The sequence below is a fragment of the Streptomyces sp. NBC_00461 genome (genome assembly GCF_036013935.1).
GTDB lineage: Bacteria > Actinomycetota > Actinomycetes > Streptomycetales > Streptomycetaceae > Streptomyces.
The window spans coordinates 8,507,780-8,523,157 of sequence record NZ_CP107902.1 but is presented as its reverse complement, the minus strand read 5'-3'; the positions used below and the strand labels follow the sequence as shown (position 1 = coordinate 8,523,157).

At 71.5% G+C, this 15,378-nt stretch carries 16 protein-coding genes; 6 read left to right on the top strand and 10 right to left on the bottom strand.

What is annotated here, in order from left to right; all coding sequences use genetic code 11:
- Positions 1-186: 186 nt before the first annotated feature.
- Both OG870_RS39530 and OG870_RS39525 read left to right on the top strand, forming a co-directional pair.
- Positions 187-1,026, top strand: coding sequence for an alpha/beta hydrolase (locus tag OG870_RS39530; protein WP_266529747.1), 840 nt, complete (start codon positions 187-189; stop codon positions 1,024-1,026).
- A gap of 153 nt (positions 1,027-1,179) precedes the next feature.
- Complete coding sequence (locus tag OG870_RS39525; RefSeq protein ID WP_266529744.1) at positions 1,180-1,512, top strand: DUF3140 domain-containing protein; 333 nt, start codon at positions 1,180-1,182, stop codon at positions 1,510-1,512.
- A gap of 66 nt (positions 1,513-1,578) precedes the next feature.
- Here the strand turns inward: OG870_RS39525 and OG870_RS39520 are convergent, their stop codons facing one another.
- The 10 genes from OG870_RS39520 to OG870_RS39475 all read right to left on the bottom strand — a co-directional run bounded on the left by OG870_RS39520 (position 1,579) and on the right by OG870_RS39475 (position 11,621).
- Positions 1,579-2,454, bottom strand: a complete 876-nt coding sequence (locus OG870_RS39520) for an NAD(P)-dependent oxidoreductase (protein WP_327691980.1) — start codon at positions 2,452-2,454, stop codon at positions 1,579-1,581.
- Positions 2,455-2,477: 23 nt separating this feature from the next.
- Positions 2,478-3,167: an SDR family NAD(P)-dependent oxidoreductase gene (locus OG870_RS39515; RefSeq protein ID WP_327691979.1), complete on the bottom strand. Its 690-nt coding sequence runs from the start codon at positions 3,165-3,167 to the stop codon at positions 2,478-2,480.
- Complete coding sequence (locus tag OG870_RS39510) at positions 3,164-4,039, bottom strand: cupin domain-containing protein (protein WP_327691978.1); 876 nt, start codon at positions 4,037-4,039, stop codon at positions 3,164-3,166. Before OG870_RS39510 ends, OG870_RS39515 begins: the two co-directional genes overlap by 4 nt.
- Positions 4,036-5,436, bottom strand: a complete 1,401-nt coding sequence (locus tag OG870_RS39505; RefSeq protein WP_266842761.1) for an amidohydrolase family protein — start codon at positions 5,434-5,436, stop codon at positions 4,036-4,038. The genes OG870_RS39510 and OG870_RS39505 overlap by 4 nt, the downstream gene beginning before the upstream one ends.
- A 31-nt stretch (positions 5,437-5,467) precedes the next feature.
- Entirely contained in the window at positions 5,468-6,448 is a 981-nt protein-coding gene (locus tag OG870_RS39500; RefSeq protein WP_266842763.1) for an alpha-ketoacid dehydrogenase subunit beta, read from the bottom strand.
- The gene (locus OG870_RS39495) at positions 6,436-7,416 is read right to left on the bottom strand and encodes a thiamine pyrophosphate-dependent dehydrogenase E1 component subunit alpha (protein WP_327691977.1); all 981 of its coding nucleotides are present in this window, start codon (positions 7,414-7,416) and stop codon (positions 6,436-6,438) included. Before OG870_RS39495 ends, OG870_RS39500 begins: the two co-directional genes overlap by 13 nt.
- Entirely contained in the window at positions 7,416-8,750 is a 1,335-nt protein-coding gene (locus OG870_RS39490; protein ID WP_266529713.1) for a M24 family metallopeptidase, read from the bottom strand. Before OG870_RS39490 ends, OG870_RS39495 begins: the two co-directional genes overlap by 1 nt.
- Before the next feature lie 52 nt (positions 8,751-8,802).
- Entirely contained in the window at positions 8,803-9,489 is a 687-nt protein-coding gene (locus tag OG870_RS39485; RefSeq protein WP_266591746.1) for a helix-turn-helix domain-containing protein, read from the bottom strand.
- A gap of 96 nt (positions 9,490-9,585) precedes the next feature.
- Positions 9,586-10,995 (bottom strand): cytochrome P450, encoded by a 1,410-nt coding sequence (locus tag OG870_RS39480; protein ID WP_266591744.1) that lies wholly within the window; start codon positions 10,993-10,995, stop codon positions 9,586-9,588.
- A gap of 164 nt (positions 10,996-11,159) precedes the next feature.
- Complete coding sequence (locus tag OG870_RS39475; protein ID WP_266529704.1) at positions 11,160-11,621, bottom strand: potassium channel family protein; 462 nt, start codon at positions 11,619-11,621, stop codon at positions 11,160-11,162.
- Positions 11,622-11,770: 149 nt separating this feature from the next.
- Between OG870_RS39475 and OG870_RS39470 the strand changes: the two genes are divergently transcribed.
- From OG870_RS39470 to OG870_RS39455, 4 genes are all read left to right on the top strand, one after another.
- The gene (locus OG870_RS39470) at positions 11,771-12,022 is read left to right on the top strand and encodes a hypothetical protein (RefSeq protein WP_266529701.1); all 252 of its coding nucleotides are present in this window, start codon (positions 11,771-11,773) and stop codon (positions 12,020-12,022) included.
- Positions 12,023-12,150: 128 nt separating this feature from the next.
- On the top strand, positions 12,151-13,002 hold the full coding sequence (locus tag OG870_RS39465; protein ID WP_266591742.1) for a hypothetical protein: 852 nt from the start codon (positions 12,151-12,153) through the stop codon (positions 13,000-13,002).
- 122 nt (positions 13,003-13,124) lie between these two features.
- A complete protein-coding gene (locus OG870_RS39460; protein WP_266591740.1) occupies positions 13,125-13,934 on the top strand; it encodes an SAM-dependent methyltransferase in 810 nt (269 codons plus the stop codon).
- A gap of 40 nt (positions 13,935-13,974) precedes the next feature.
- A complete protein-coding gene (locus tag OG870_RS39455) occupies positions 13,975-15,378 on the top strand; it encodes a glutamine synthetase family protein (protein WP_266591738.1) in 1,404 nt (467 codons plus the stop codon).

Below are 15,378 nucleotides of genomic sequence, written 5' to 3'. Positions count from 1 at the left end.
CTCTACGAGGCCGTACGCGCTGTACCGAGGCTGTATTGGGCTGTAGGGGCTGTTCGACCTGCGGGGTCCGTTCGGTGGCGCGGACCCGCAGGAACTTAATTAGCGCTGCTAGTTTTGGACTATAGACCTCCGCCCCGCCCCCTGGGAAGATCGCCGGAACCTTCCACCGACGCAGTTGGAGGACACATGGCCGACGCCCACGAGCACGTCCTGCCCGGCACCCGCGGCTCGATCACCGTCCGCGAGTGGCCTCACGAAAGGCCGCGGTACATCGCTCTGGTCGCCCACGGCTACGGAGAGCACATCGGCCGGTACGAGGAACTGGCCGGTGTCCTGACCGGGCACGGCGCGGCCGTCTTCGGGCCCGACCACACGGGCCACGGCAGGTCGGCGGGCGAGCGGGTGCTGATCGAGGACTTCGAGGACGTGGTCGGCGATGTGCACTCCGTGGCGGGGCTGGCCCGGTCCTCCCACCCGGACCTGCCGGTCGTGCTGATCGGCCACTCCATGGGCGGACTGATCGCGGCCCGTTACGCCCAGCGCCACGGCGCGGGGCTCGCAGCCCTCGTACTGTCCGGGCCGGTGATCGGCGCCTGGGAGCTGCCGGAACGGCTGCTCGCGCTCGACGAGATCCCCGACACGCCCATCAGCCCGGCCTCGCTCTCCCGGGACCCGGCGGTCGGGGCGGCGTATGCCGTGGATCCGCTGGTCTGGCACGGTCCGATGAAGCGGCCGACCGTGGAGGCGTTCGCGCGGACTCTGGAGACCGTCGCCGAGGGTGGCGACGTCGGCCGGCTTCCGCTGCTGTGGCTGCACGGCGACGACGACCGGCTCGTCCCTCTGGCCGGCAGCCGCATCGGCGTCGAACAGCTCAGCGGCGGCAACCTCACCGAGCGGATCTACCCCGGCGCCCGGCACGAGGTCTTCAACGAGACGAACAGGGCGGAGGTCTTCGCGGACCTGACCCGGTTCCTGGACGGCGTGCCCACGAGCCGAACGGTGCGTCCACGGACTGAGACCAGGTGAGACCGCGTCGGCAGCCGGGCGTCGCGTTTGCGCTGGTTCGCCCTGGGCACTCGCGCGAGTACCTGCGGGCACCAGCCGGCCCGTACCGGCCGCGCGACAGCTGACCGGCGAAGCGCAGAAGCACATACGCACACGTACGGAAAGGGGGACACGATGACCGACGCCCTCGAACTCGACGCGCTGTGGGAGGACTTCCACCGCGTGGTGAACATGACCTCACAGGAGCTGGCGGCCTGGCTGCGGGTCAGTGACGCCGGCGAGGTGACGGAGCCCCTGCCCGACCAGGCGGGCAGCCCCGTCGGGCAGCACGTCCTCGCTATCCTGCAGAAACGGCGCACGGACCTCACCGACGACGACCTCCGAGTGATGTACGAGGTCGTGGACACCGTCGAGCAGCAGGCGGACCTGGAGAACGAGCCGGTGGCCGAGGACTCCGACCGCCGTCACCTGCTGATGACGATCGGCCACGATCCGCTCAAACCATGACCGTAACCACGACCTGAACCATGACCGGCCGGAAGGGCCCCGGGCATCGGGCCACCGGGGCCGTTGTCAGGCCCGGAAGCGCAGGAAGTCGGCCAGGGCGCTCAAGTCCCGCTCGCCGAAGCCCTGTTGCACGGCATCGGCAACCACGCCACGGTTGACGGCGGCCTGTTGCATGGGTGCCCCCAGTCGTTCGGCAAGGGCGAGGACCAGGTCCAGGTCCTTGGCTACGAGTTCGAGGGTGAAGGCGACCGTGGCGTCCTCGGGGTGCAGATACGCGTCCCTCTTGTACTGCACGAACGGCGCACCCGCGGCGCCGGACGCGAACACCTCGTACGCCGACTCCCGGGACACACCGGCGCGTTCGGCGAGGACGAGGGCCTCGGAGAGGGCCTGGTTGAGGCCGAGGAGAAGGGAGTTGACCGACAGCTTCATCGCCGCGCCGGTGCCACCGGGGCCGACATGGACGACGTGGGCAGCCAGGACGTCCAGCACGGCGCGGGCCTGCTCCAGGGCCGACCGGTCCCCGCCCGCCATGACGGTGAGCCTGCCCTGTTCTACGAAGCTGACGCTGCCGGAGACAGGTGCGTCCAGCAGGGCCGCGCCCGCCTTGTCGACGAGCGGGCCCAGGGCGGTCACCGTGTCCGGGGCGACGGTGCTGGTCTCCACGACGACCGTGCCGGGGCGCAGCCCGGCGGCGATGCCGTCCTCCCCGCCGTACGCCTGCCGCACGGCCGTGTCGTCGGCGAGGGAGACGAGGACGACGTCCGCCGTCGCGACGGCCTCGCGGGGCGTGCCGGCGACGGCGGCCCCGGTGGCCTCGGCCTTGGCGCGCGTACGGTTGTACGCCGTCACCGCGCACCCTGCCGCGCGCAGCCGCACCGCCATGGCCGCGCCCATCCGGCCCGTGCCGATCACCGCGACACGCGGTTCCGTGTCGCTCATCGCCATGCGCGGTTCCGTGCCGCTCACCCCAGCAGCCACCCCCCGTCCACACTCAACTCCACCGCATTGACGGACCTGTTGCGCAGCAGGAAGTCCACGGCGTCCACCACGTCCGCCATGGTGGCGAGCCGACCGGTCGGGGTCCTGGCGCGCAGACCGGCCAGCACCTGCTCCGGCTTGTCCCGCCAGTAGGGGCTGTCGCCCACGACACCGGGATGGACGGCGTTGACCCGGATCGGCGCGAGTTCGACCGCGAGGGTGTTCACCAGTCCCCGTACGCCCGCGTTGACCGTGGCGACCGTCGTCGCGCCGGGGTAGGGGCGCTCCTTGGCCTGGCCGCCGAAGATCACGATCGCGCTGTCGTCGGTGATCCGCTGCCGCAGCACGTGCACGACCTCGGTGTAGCCGACGAGCTTGAGGGTGACCAGTTCGAGGGCGGCGGCGATGTCGTAGTCGGTCGCCCGGTTCTCGTCGCGGGAGACGCCCGCGAGGACCAGGTGGTCGACGTGTCCGACGTCCGCCAACGCCCCTGCGATCTCGCGTGGTCGGGACAGGTCGAGGGCGAGGCCGCGGGCGCCGAGTTCCTTGGCGACGGCGTCGGCCCGACCGAGGTCGCGGCCGGTGAGGACGACCTCGTCGCCCTGCTCGGCGCGGACGAGGGCGAGCTCACGGCCGATGCCGGACGTGCCGCCGACGACCAGGACGCTGCTCATGACTCCAGGGCCTCCCTCAGGTACTCCCAGTCGCGCGTGAACCGGTACGAGTGACGCGGCGGCGGCTGCGGCGCCTGTGTCTCCAGCCAACGCAGCGGCCCCTGACCGGCGTTGGCGAAGCCGTGCACGCAACCGGCGCCCGCCCAGGCGCAGTCGCCGGGCCCGAGCCGATACCGTTCGCCGTCGAACACGGCGTCCGCCTCGCCGTCGAGGAACAGGTACGTCTCCTCGAAGGGGTGGTCGTGCGTGCCGGCGACGCCGTCGGGGGCGTACTGCACCATGAACATCGTGGAGGCGACCGCACCGAGGTCGCTGTCGACCATCATCCTGACCGTGATGCCGCTGTAGACGAGCAGCGCGGTGCGCATGCTCGCCGAGACGGTCAGGAGATCCTGGGACTGTTTGCCCGGGTCCATCTGGGCGGGCTCGAAGTGGCCGAAGGAGCGGGTGCGCGGGTCGCGGACGTCGATGCGCGCGGGGGGCCTCGCCGGCAGGTCGGGCACGGGCTGCGTGTCGTGCCCGTAGCGTGCCCGTGGCACCGGCGCGAGCATGTCCGCCCAGCGTGCGGCCGTGTCGCCGGCGCCGCGCCAGGCGTGCGGGACGCCGGCCGGGAGGATGCCGTAGTCGCCTTCTTCGAGGAGGTACGAGCCGTCGGGCGCGTCGAGGACGGCCGTCCCGTCGAGGATGTGGAAGCTCTCCTCGTACGAGTGCACATGCGCCGACACCCCACCGTCCGGCCGCAGTTCGCAAAGACCGAAGCCGGTGTGCACGCTGCCGTCGTCCTCGCCGACCAGCGTGCGGCGCCGGTAGCCGTGTGCGTCGTACGGCGGCTCGGCCACGTCGGCGGCCCGCCGCACCAGATGCCGGGTCATACGGTCGGCTTCCCCTCCTTCGCCTCCGCTTCGTCCTTCGCCACCGCTTCCTGCGCCTTGGCTTCCTTCGCCGCCAGGAGCCGGTCGCGGGACTCCTCGACGAGCCGTCGGGCCCTCGCGACGTCGGCTGTCAGCCTGCCGTCGCGCTTGCGGACCACGCCGTCGACGATGACCGTCTCGACGTTCGAGACGTCCGCGCACAGCGTGACCGCGGAGGCCGCGTCGTGCACCGGCGCCATGTTCAGCGCGGTGGCGTCGAGGGCGACGACGTCGGCGCGCTTGCCGGGGGTCAGGGAACCGGTGCGGTGCTCCAGTCCCGCGACATGCGCGCCGTTGCTCGTGGCGATCTCCAGCATCTGACGTGCCGTCAACATGGTGCTGGGAACCGGCATGTTGGCCTGCCAGCAGTCCGCGTTGACCCGGGCCCGCTCGACGCCGAAGGCCGCGCGGATCTGGGTGAACATGTCGCCGGGCACGGTGGTGACGACGTCGATGCTGAGCGAGGGCCGCAGTCCGTGCTCGATCGCGCTCATCACGGGCGGCCAGCCGTGCCCCATCTGCGTCTCCACCTGTGGCGCGATCGACACCGTGCCACCGGTGTCGGCGACCATCCGCCACTCCTCCTCGCTGAGGTAGCAGCAGTGGACGTAGGTGGTGTCCGGGCCGAGGAGCCCCAGGTCGTGCAGTTGCCTGACCATGCCGAAGCGGCCGGCGAGCCGCCCCATCGCCACGTGCACGGTGATCGGGATGTCCAGCTCGCGCGCGAGGGTCCACTCCGAGGTGACGACGTCGTTGACGCAGAATCCGGGGCCACGGGTGGCGAGTCCCATGGTCAGCAGGCCGTCGTCGGAGGCGAAGTGCTTGGCACGGATACGGCGGACGTCGTCGCCGGGAATCGCGATCTTGCTCTCGAACCAGTAGTCGGCGAGGGAGGTGTTGGCGCTGCCGTAGGCGTACTGGGCGCGGATGCCGGTCTCGCCGAGCGCCTGGATCGCGGCATCCGGGTGCTCGGGTGTGTTGTTGATGTGGGACCAGTCGACCAGTGTCGTGATGCCGGCGTTCAGGCACTCCAGAGCGCCGGCGAGGTTGCCCGCGTACACGTCCTCGGGGGTGTACAGCGGGGCGAAGGTGTCGAGGATGTCGACGAAGTAGTCGTCCAGGGTGGCGTCCGGGGCGACGCCCCTGATGGGGGCCTCCCAGGTGTGGCGGTGGGTGTCGACGAAGCCGGGGATCACGATGCGCCCGGTCATGTCGAGGACCTCGGCGTCAGCACTGATCTCCGGCCGCACGGCCGCGATCCTGCCGTCCTCGATGAGGACGTCTCCCTTCGGCAGTTCCCCGACGGAGGGATCCATCGAGATCACGTGCCCCGCGCGCAGCAGTATCCGATCGGTCATCGCGCTTCCTCCTCGGGGGTGTCAGGGGTGTTCAGTACGCGGCGAGACTCCGGACGGCCGCCACGACCTTGTCCACGGTGGGGATGACCTGTTCCTCCAGTACGTCGGCGAACGGCAGCGGCACGCATTCCCCCGCCACCCGGCGCACGGGCGCGTCCAGCAGTGCGAACCCCTCGTCGGCGACGACCGACACGAGGGTGGCGCCCCAGCCTCCCTGGTAGGGGTTCTCCTCGACGGTCACGAGCCGCGAGGTCCTGTCGAGAGAGGCGAGGACGGTGGAGACGTCGAGCGGAACGAGACAGCGAAGGTCGACGACCTCCACGCCGATGCCCTCGCCGGCGAGGACGTCGGCGGCCTTCAACGCCAGCGGCACCATGGAGGCGAGGGCGACCAGCGTCACGTCGGCGCCCTCGCGCACGACGGCCGCCCGCCCCAGCTCGACCACGTGCCCCGGCGGCGCGGGGGCTCCCTTGCTCGCCAGCAGTCCCTTGTGCTCGAAGAAGACGACCGGGTCGTCGCTGCGGATCGCCGCCGCCATCATGCCGATGACGTCGGCGGGCGTGGCGGGGGCGGCGATCTTCAGCCCCGGGACGGTCAGCGCCCAGTTCTCCGTGGCCTGCGAGTGCTGGGCGCCGAAGCCGAGCCCGCCGCCGTTGGCGGTGCGCACCACGAGCGGGACGGTGACCTGACCACCCGTCATGTAACGGACTTTCGGTATCTCGTTGGCGAGGTAGTCCCAGCAACAGGCCAGGAAGTCCGAGAACATGATCTCCGCGACCGGCCGCATCCCGGTCATCGCGGCGCCCATCGCCGCACCCACGATGGCCTGTTCGGAGATGGGCGTGTCCCACACCCGTTCGGGCCCGAACTCCTTCAGCAGCCCGGCGGTCGTCTTGAACACCCCGCCCGCCTCGCCGATGTCCTCGCCGAGGCACACGACGGCCGGGTCCCGGCGCATCTCCCGCGCGATGCCCTCGGCGACCGCCTCCCGATAGCTGATCACGTCCGCCACGCCGCACCCCCGTCCGCCCACACGTCGGTCAGCGCCTCACCCGGATCGGCCGGCGGCGCGGCCTTCGCCGCCTGGACCGCCTTCTGTACGACGTCACGGGCGCGTTCGTCGGCCGCGGTGACCGTCTCCTCGGGCACCCCCAGCTCGACGAGGCGTCCGCGCGCGAGGTCCAACGGGTCGTGCTTGAGCCAGCGTTCGACCTCCTCGGCCGGGCGGTAGGTGGCCGGGTCGGCACGGCTGTGCCCGAAGTGGCGGTAGGTCTCGGCCTCCAGGAGGGCGGGCCCGTCTCCGGCCCGGGCCCGCCGTGCGAGGGCGGCCACCGCGTCCCGGACAGCCACCACGTCGTTGCCGTCGACGACCTCGCCCGGGATGCCGTACGAGGGGGCGCGGTCGGCCGCGGGCCGGGCCACCGCCGTGACGTCGGCGATGGGGGTGTACTCCATGTACAGGTTGTTCTCGCAGACGAACAGCACGGGCAGCTTCCATACGGCGGCCAGGTTGAGTGCCTCGTGGAAGGCGCCGATGTTGGTGGCGCCGTCGCCGAAGAAGGCGACGGCCAGCTGCTGTGTCCCGCGCAGCCGGGCCGACCAGGCGGCGCCGACCGCCATCGGCAGGTGGGCGCCGACAATGGCGTAGGAGCCGAGCATGAAGGCGTCGGCCTTGGTGAGGTGCATGGAGCCGCCCTTGGCCTTGCACAACCCGGTCGCGCGGCTCATGAGTTCGGCGAGGCACTCCTCGGGGGTGGCGCCGCGGGCCATCGCGTGGTGGTGGCCGCGGTAGGTGGCGAAGACGTAGTCGTCGGGGCGCAGGGCGGCGCTCGTGCCGACGGCGATCGCCTCGTGGCCGGCGGCGAGGTGGGTGGTGCCCTTGACCAGACCGGACAGGAACAGGTCGTGGGCGGCCTTCTCCGTACGGCGGATGACGGCCATCTGCTCGTAGAGCGTGAGGAGTTCGTCGCGGTCGACCATCAAGTGCTCCCGTTGGTACGGGTGTTGAGGTGGGACTGGGACTCGCGGCGGGTGTTGAGCTCGCCGCCGACCGTCCAGTACTTGCGGCCCGCGACCAGCAGTTCCTCGGCCGGGAACTTGGTGATGACCTCGCAGCCGTCGGCGGTGACGACCAGCTCCTCCTCGATACGGGCCGCCGACCAGCCGTCCGCCGCCGGCCAGTAGGTCTCCAGGGCGAACACCATGCCCTCCTGGAGGACTTCGGGGTGGTCGAGGGAGACCAGACGGCTGAAGATGGGCTTCTCCCAGATCGACAGGCCGACCCCGTGGCCGTACTGCAGGGCGAAGGCGGCGGTCTCGTCGGCGAAGCCGAACTCCTCGGCGCACGGCCAGACTTGGACGATGTCGGCGGTGGTGGCGCCGGGCCGGACGAGGGCGATGGCCTGGTCCATGTACTCGCGGCAGCGGACATAGGCGTCCCGTTGCGCGCGCGAGGCGCTGCCGACGGCGAAGGTGCGGTAATAGCAGGTGCGGTAGCCGAGGTGGCTGTGCAGGATGTCGAAGAAGGCGGGGTCGCCGGGGCGGATCAGGCGGTCGCTGTAGACGTGCGGGTGGGGTGAACAGCGTTCGCCGGAGATGGCGTTGACGCCTTCGACGTACTCGCTACCGAGGTCGTAGAGGACCTTGCTGACGAGTCCGACGCACTCGTTCTCGCGGACACCCGGGCGGAGGTAGCCGTACAGCTCCTCGTACGCCGCGTCCACCATCGCGCAGGCCTGGGTGAGCAGGGAGATCTCGTCGCGGGTCTTGGTGCGGCGGGCCTCCAGGAAGACCTGCTGGCCGTCGACGACGTCGATGCCCTCGGCGCGCAGGGCGGCCAGGATCGGCATCTCGGCGACGTCGATGCCGAGCGGCTCGCCCGCGAGACCGTGTTCGCGCAGTTCGGTGGCGATCTTGCGGGCCACGTCCTCGGCGATCCCCGCGTCCGGGTGGAAGGCGCCGCGCAGAGTGGAGATGCCGGCCCGGGCGCCGGTGGGCGGGCCGTCCTTGCCGTCGCTGTAGTCGAGCCAGGGGTTGTAGATCTGGTGGTGGCGGGCGGCGGAGCCGAAGTCCCAGACGACCGGTTCGCCGCCGCGCACCAGCAGGGCGAAGCGGATCAGCTTGTCGATCGCCCAGGTGCCGATGTGTGTGGCGGTCATGTAGCGGATGTTGGCGAAGTCGAAGCTGAGCACGGCGCCGAGCGACGAGCCGTTCAGCGTCTCGTGGAGCCTGGCCAGCCGCTCCTTGCGGAGCCGGTCCAGGTCGATGCGCTCTTCCCAGTCGACTGCATTGGGTCCGAACGTACGGATCGCCATGGCGACCACCCCCACTTCGGAGTAGACGACCGTGCCGCGCGAGTGTCAAGTGCTACTGAACGTCTTGGCCGGCCCCTTGGCCGAACACGAACCACACTCCTACGGCCGGCTCGGCGCCGTCGTTGCGGTAGCGGTGCGGGGTGGTCGACTCGAAGCAGACGGCGTCGCCGGGACCCAGCGTGTACTCGTCGAAGCCGAGGGTGAGGACGAGCGCGCCGGAGGTGAGACAGCCGTACTCGGTGCCCGCGTGGCGCATCAGGCCGCCGGAGCTTGAGGAGGAGCCACCGGGCCGGTATGTCACCTGCAGGAAGTCGACGTCCGCGCCCGGAACATGCCCCAGCCGCTCCCACACGACCCCCGAGTCCAGCTCCAGCACCTCCCGCTCCCCCGGCGTGACCAGCGGTCCGATGCGCCGCCCCGGGTCGGCGGCGAAGGCGGCGAGGGCGTGCAGGACGGTGGCCGGAACAGCGGGAGCGCCGGATCCGGCGGACGCGGTCACGACCGGGGGCGCGGCGATCTCGTCCTCGTAGGCGTCGAACAGCGACTCCACGGATATCGACAGCGCGGTGGTGATGCCGTACAGCGTGCTCACGGACGGCTGGCTCTTACCGGTCTCGATCTGGGAGACCAGGCTCGCGGAGACGCCGACCTCCCGCGCGAGGGCGCGCAGGCTCACGCCTTTCGCGAGGCGGGCCTGCCGGATGCGCGCGCCGACGGGCGGCACGGCGGCAGGAGACACGGCGGCTCCTCTCCGCGACGGACATGTTCAACACCATTGAACAGCCGGGGCCGTCCGTGGCGCCAGAGTCTCAGGTGAGCCCGAAGTCAGTCAGTTTCAGGACCGGATCAGTCCCGCGAGGTACCGCCACAGCGAGGATCGCCGCCTGGCGGCCTGGTCCGGTGCGGCGGGTGCGTCGGGCAGGCCGGGGGCGGGCGCCGTCGGTACCGGCAGCGCCGGTCCGGAGAGCTCGTAGCGCACGGGCAGCGAGCGCAGTCCCCGCATGAACGGCGAGGAGCGCCACGGCAGTTGGTCGACGGGCAGGGCGAGCTCCAGGTGCCCGAACCGTTCGAAGACGCGGCTCACGCCCGCCGCCGCGATGGTGGACGCCAGCTCGCGGGCCGGGCACTGGCGGGGTCCCGCACCCCATGACAGATGGGCCCGGCTGCTGATGCTGGAGCCCGGTGCCATCCGGCCGGCGAAGAGCGGGTCGGCGTGCGCGCCGGCGGGCGAGACCCACACGGGGTCACCGGCGCGGATGGTGTAGTTCCCGAGCCGGCTGTCCTCGGCCGCGAACCTCGGCACGAAGTTGACCAGCGGCGGCTTGCGCATGACCACGCGGTTCATGGTCTCCCGGACCATGCCGGCGGACTGGGAGGTACGCACTCCGCCGTCGGCGTCCCCGGAGATCACCTCGACGACGGTGTTGGAGATGAGGATGCCGACGTGGTCGGAGGTCATGCCCAGCAGCATGAACAGTTCCCGGGCCAGCGCGTCGACCGAGAGGTCCGGGTGGGCGGCGAGCAGGTGGGAGGGGAAGTCGTCGCCCGGCTTCTCGATCTTGGCGGCGGCCAGTTCGGAGAGCGTCACCAGCAGGCGTGCCAGTGCGGGTTCCGCGTCCGGGCCGGCGTCCAGTACCCGCCACATGTCCATCAGGGCCTCGTCGCCCTGCGAGCCGGGGAAGCCGAGCAGATGGCTCGCCGCCATCAGCGGCAGGGGACGGGAGAACTGCGCCGACAGGTCCGCCAGGCCCGTACGGCCGCCCTGCGCGAGGAGGGTGATCAGCTCGTCGGCACAGCCGGTGACGGCCGACTTGAGCCGCTTGGCCTGCGGGTTGCGCGGATCCTGGAAGGGGCGCAGGGCCACGTCCCAGGCGCCGCGCAGGGTGCGATGGCCGGGGCCGCCCTGGATCAGCACGTGGTTGACCTCCAGGGAGGGGCCGAGCGGCCAGTCGGCGGGCACCCGGCCCTCCGTGCGAGCCCGCCAGTTCTCCAGTCCCTTGGGCCAGCCGGCGTCGTCCTGGAGGACCTGGAGCGACTCGCGGTAGCCGAGCACCAGCCACGCGGGCACGCCCAGCAGATCGACCGGCGCGACCGGGCCGTGGCGTTCGCGCAGCCGCTCGTAGACGAGCCCTGGGCGCGTCTCGTAGTCCCGGGTCAGCAGGGGCTCGGGGGCGAGGGCCTCCAGCGGCGTGCCGTCGGGCTCCGCGCGCCCTTCGCCGCCCTCGTCGACCAGGTGGAATCCCATGCTTCCGCCGCCCCCGTCCACACCGTCCGTAACGGTCCGCGACCTGTGGGTGCTTGCGGACTCGGGAGGGACCGTACCTCAGGTGTCAGGGAGGTGACAGGGCGGGGTACTCGCCGGTAGCAAGGCGTGCCCAAGCCCTCGTTCGCGCTCGTCCTTCCCGGCCGTCATTCGTCCTTCCCGGCCATCATCCGCTCGATGCGGTCGAAGCGTTCGTGCAGGGCGTGGACGGTCTCCTCGGTCAACTCCTCGGCGCGATGGGCGAGATGGTGACGGCGTTTCTGTTCCCGCCCGACGAACCAGGTCGCCAGTGCGGCGGTGACCATGCCGTATGTCGTGATCCCGACGATCATCATGACCGTGCCGATGACCCGGCCGCCGAAGGTCACCGGGAAGAAGTCGCCGTACCCCACGGTGGTCGCCGTCTCGATCGACCACCACAGCGCCTGCGGGTACGTCCGCAGATTGGCGCGCAGTGCGGCGTGCTCGGCGACGACGACGGCCCACGAGCCGATGAGCATCACCACGCCGAGGACGGCCGTCGCGGCGCCCGCCGCCTTCACATGCAGCGAGCGGCCCTCCCGGCCGAGCAGCAACTCGACCGCCCTGGCGAGGAATCCGGGCAGCATGGTCACTCCTTGGGATACGTCGGCATGGGGTCAGTGTGGTCGGGGGCGGGTGTGCGGGCATGCCGGGCGGGGCGTTCGAGTTGCCGTCCGAGCTGCGGCGTTGTGGGCTGAGGACAGGAACCGGCGGGCCACGGCAGGAGGGCGGTCCCATGGCGGCGGAACCCCGCGAGGTGGCGGAGACCTTCGCGTTCGCCTGCGGGAACTGCGGTCACGCCTGGGAGGCCGGCTTCCGGGTCATGTTCTTCACCGACCCCCTGGACACCTTGGGCCTGACCACCCAGGAGTACGTGGACGAGGCGGGCCGCGCCGTCCGGTCGCCGCTCACGGAGGCGGTCTGCCCCGAGTGCGGCGGACGACGGGTACAGGTGCGGGCTGCCGGGCCACCCCCTGAGTCGCCCTGACCAGCCCACGTCCGCCCCGACCTGGCCGGGCACTCCCCCGAACGGCCCGGTGCGCTGGTGGGCCGGAGCCGCCGATGGTGCGCTGAGGAGAGCCCCTGTCTGACGCGGCTTCTCTGGAGGCATCCGCCATGACCCGACGTCCGTCCCTCCTCGTACGCGTGCTGGCTTCAGCGCTGGCCGCGGCCGCGCTGCTGACCACCGCGGCCTGTTCGGACGACGGTGACAGCTCCGGTGCCAAGGCCTCCGACGCCGCCGCGTCGCCCCTTGCCGAGGAGTCCAGGCCCGCCTCGCCCCTTGCCGCGAAGACGCCCTCTCCCTCGGCCTCGGCCCGCCTCACCGAGGCCGGCGCACAGGCCGCGCTGATCACCGAGGGCGACATCGAGGACGACTGGAACCAGGTCAAGGACGCCGCCAAGTGGGGCGACACCCTCCTCATCGGCAAGGTCGACGTCGCCGCCCTGCTCACCGCGAAGGCGAACGGCGCCGACTGCCAGAAACTCCTCGACGCCCTCTACGACGACGACCTGCTGGGCAAACCGTCCGGCGCGTCCGCGCTGACCGGGTTCGAGCAGGACGACTCCCGCCTCCTCTACCAGGTCGCCGCCTACGACCACGCCCGCCTCGACGCCTCCTGGGCCTGGCTGAAGACGCTGCCGGTCAAGTGCGACCAGTTCACCGCGATCGACTCCAAGGGCGGCAAGCGGACCGTCCAGGTGACCCAGGGCTCGCTGCCCGACGTGGGCGACGCCCGGCAGGATCTGCACGTGACGGTGCAGGGCACCTCGAACGGCTCGCCCGCCACCCTCTCCCTGGACGTCGCCGTCGTACGCGTCGGCGACGACGCCATCACCGTCACCGCCGGCGGGCTCGACGGGGACGAGCACCAGTCCACCGAGCAGGCCGTCCAGAAGGGCACCCCGCGGCTGAAGGACGTCCTCTCCGGGAAGACACCGGCCGCGGGCCCAGGCCGAACCCGCTGACGCGGCCGACGCGATCGGCACAGCCGATTCCGCACACCTGATCAGCCGATTCCCGGGACAGCGTGATCACCGGGCGGCACAATGGCGACGACGGTCACAGGTGCGTGCGAAGGAGCTGAGTCGTGAGTGAGAGCCACACCCCGGGCGGGTCGGCGAGGCTGAACACCGGGGTGGCGCACAACGCGCGCGTGTGGAACTACTGGATCGGCGGCAAGGACAACTACCAGGTCGACCAGCAGGTCGGCGAGCAGGTCGCCGGGATGTTCCCGATCATCCGGGACATCGCCCGCGCGGACCGCTGGTTCCTGGGCCGGGCGGTGCGGTTCCTGGCCGAGGAGCGCGGCGTGCGGCAGTTCCTGGACATCGGCACGGGCCTGCCCACGGCGGACAACACCCACCAGATCGCCCAGCGGATCGCACCCGACGCGCGGATCGTGTACGTCGACAACGACCCCATCGTCCTGGCCCACGCCCGCACCCTGCTGACCGGCACCCCCGAGGGCGTCACCGACTACGTCGACGCGGATGTGCACGACCCGGCCGCGATCCTCGAACGCGCCGCCGGAATCCTGGACTTCACCAAGCCGGTCGCGGTGATGATGCTGGGCATCCTCAACTTCGTGCTGGACACGGAGAAGGCGCGGGAGATCGTGGCGAACGTCATGGCCGAGGTGCCCTCGGGCAGCTTCCTGGTGCTCACCCACCCCACCTTCGACGCCGACCTCGGCGGTGCGGGCCAGATCCCGGCCATGAAGTTCTGGAACGAGAACGCCACCCCGCCGATCACCGCCCGCAGCGGCGAGGACATCGCGGCGTTCTTCGAGGGGCTGGACCTCCTGGAGCCGGGCCTTGTGTCGTGCTCGCGGTGGCGCGCCGATTCCGAATCGCCCGCCGTGGTACCGCAGTTCGGCGCGGTGGCCGTGAAACCCTGACACACGTGCCGACCGTCGCCGACGTGCCAGTGGAGGATGTATGACCACCCTTGCCGACCCCGTCCCCGGCGGACGCCCCGGTGACGTCGAGCGGGCCGGGGCGCTCGCGGAAGAGCTGTCCGGGCAAGGGGTGCACGGCGTCGTCTTGTCCTATGTCGACACCGCGGGTGTGGCCCGGGTGAAGTCGGTCCCGACGGCCAGGCTCGCCTCGGCCGCTGCCTGGGGCGTCGGCATGTCACCGGTGTTCGACACGTTCCTGGCGAACGACTCCATCGTCTCCACCGACGTCCTGGGTTCCCCGGACGGCGACCTGCGCCTCTACCCCGACCTCGACCAACTCGTCGCCCTGGCCGGGCAGCCCGGCTGGGCGTGGGCGCCGGTCGACCGGATCACGCAGGAGGGCGAGCCGCATCCCGGGTGCAGCCGCACCGCCTTGCGCCGCATCGTCTCCGATGCCGCCGAACGGCACGGCCTCACCTTCAAGGCCGCCATCGAGATCGAGTGGGCCGTCGGGGAAGGCCCGGCGGAGGGCGGCGAGTTCGTCCCCGCGCTCTCGGGGCCCGCGTACAGCGCGACACGCCAGGTCGAACTGAGCGACTGCACCGCCGACCTGCTGGCCGCGCTGGCCACGCAGGGTGTGGACGTCGAGCAGATCCATCCCGAGTACGCGGCCGGGCAGTTCGAGATCTCGGTGGGCGCCCTCGACCCGGTGGCGGCGGCCGACCGCAGCGTGCTGGTACGGCAGACGATCCGGGCGGTGGCCCGGCGCCACGGGCTCGTGGTCTCCTTCGCCCCGGCGGTCTTCGCCCAGGGAGTCGGCAACGGCGGCCATGTCCACCTCTCCGCCTGGCGTGAGGGCGTCAACCTGCACGCCCGCGGTGAGGGCCGGTACGGCATGACGGCCGACGCCGAGTCGTTCACGGCCGGAGTGCTCGGTCACCTCCCGGCTCTCACGGCCGTGACCGCGCCCAGCCCGGCGAGCTATCTGCGGCTCAAACCCTCCCAGTGGGCCGGGGTGTTCACCGCGTGGGGCCGCGAGACCCGCGAGGCCGCGCTGCGGGTCGTCACGGGGACGGCGGGCCTGCGCGACCAGGCCGCGAACCTGGAGGTGAAGCCGGTCGACCTGGCCGCCAACCCGTATGTGGCCCTCGCCTGTCTCCTCTCGGCCGGGCTGGAGGGCCTGACGTCGTCCGCTCCCCTGCCCGAGGAGATCACCGGCGATCCGGCCCGTCTCGACCCCACGGAGGCGGCCGCCCGAGGCGTACGGCGCCTGCCGACCTCGCTGATCGAGTCCGTCGAGGAGTTCCGCAAGGACGAACGGCTGCGGGCCGCGCTCGGGCCGGTCCTCGCGGACGCGGTGATCGCCGTACGGCACGGGGAGATCGCGGCGGTCCACGGGCTGGACGACGAGCGGGTCGCGGCGGCGTACCGCTGGAAGTACTGA

Coding starts and splice junctions, on each gene's coding strand:
- OG870_RS39455 (WP_266591738.1), top strand. CDS start 13,975: ATGACCACCCTTGCCGACCCCGTCCCCGGCGGACGCCCCGGTGACGTC.
- OG870_RS39505 (WP_266842761.1), bottom strand. CDS start 5,436: ATGACCGATCGGATACTGCTGCGCGCGGGGCACGTGATCTCGATGGAT.
- OG870_RS39510 (WP_327691978.1), bottom strand. CDS start 4,039: ATGACCCGGCATCTGGTGCGGCGGGCCGCCGACGTGGCCGAGCCGCCG.
- OG870_RS39495 (WP_327691977.1), bottom strand. CDS start 7,416: ATGGTCGACCGCGACGAACTCCTCACGCTCTACGAGCAGATGGCCGTC.
- OG870_RS39480 (WP_266591744.1), bottom strand. CDS start 10,995: ATGGGATTCCACCTGGTCGACGAGGGCGGCGAAGGGCGCGCGGAGCCC.
- OG870_RS39520 (WP_327691980.1), bottom strand. CDS start 2,454: ATGAGCGACACGGAACCGCGTGTCGCGGTGATCGGCACGGGCCGGATG.
- OG870_RS39475 (WP_266529704.1), bottom strand. CDS start 11,621: ATGCTGCCCGGATTCCTCGCCAGGGCGGTCGAGTTGCTGCTCGGCCGG.
- OG870_RS39530 (WP_266529747.1), top strand. CDS start 187: ATGGCCGACGCCCACGAGCACGTCCTGCCCGGCACCCGCGGCTCGATC.
- OG870_RS39470 (WP_266529701.1), top strand. CDS start 11,771: ATGGCGGCGGAACCCCGCGAGGTGGCGGAGACCTTCGCGTTCGCCTGC.
- OG870_RS39515 (WP_327691979.1), bottom strand. CDS start 3,167: ATGAGCAGCGTCCTGGTCGTCGGCGGCACGTCCGGCATCGGCCGTGAG.
- OG870_RS39465 (WP_266591742.1), top strand. CDS start 12,151: ATGACCCGACGTCCGTCCCTCCTCGTACGCGTGCTGGCTTCAGCGCTG.
- OG870_RS39490 (WP_266529713.1), bottom strand. CDS start 8,750: ATGGCGATCCGTACGTTCGGACCCAATGCAGTCGACTGGGAAGAGCGC.
- OG870_RS39525 (WP_266529744.1), top strand. CDS start 1,180: ATGACCGACGCCCTCGAACTCGACGCGCTGTGGGAGGACTTCCACCGC.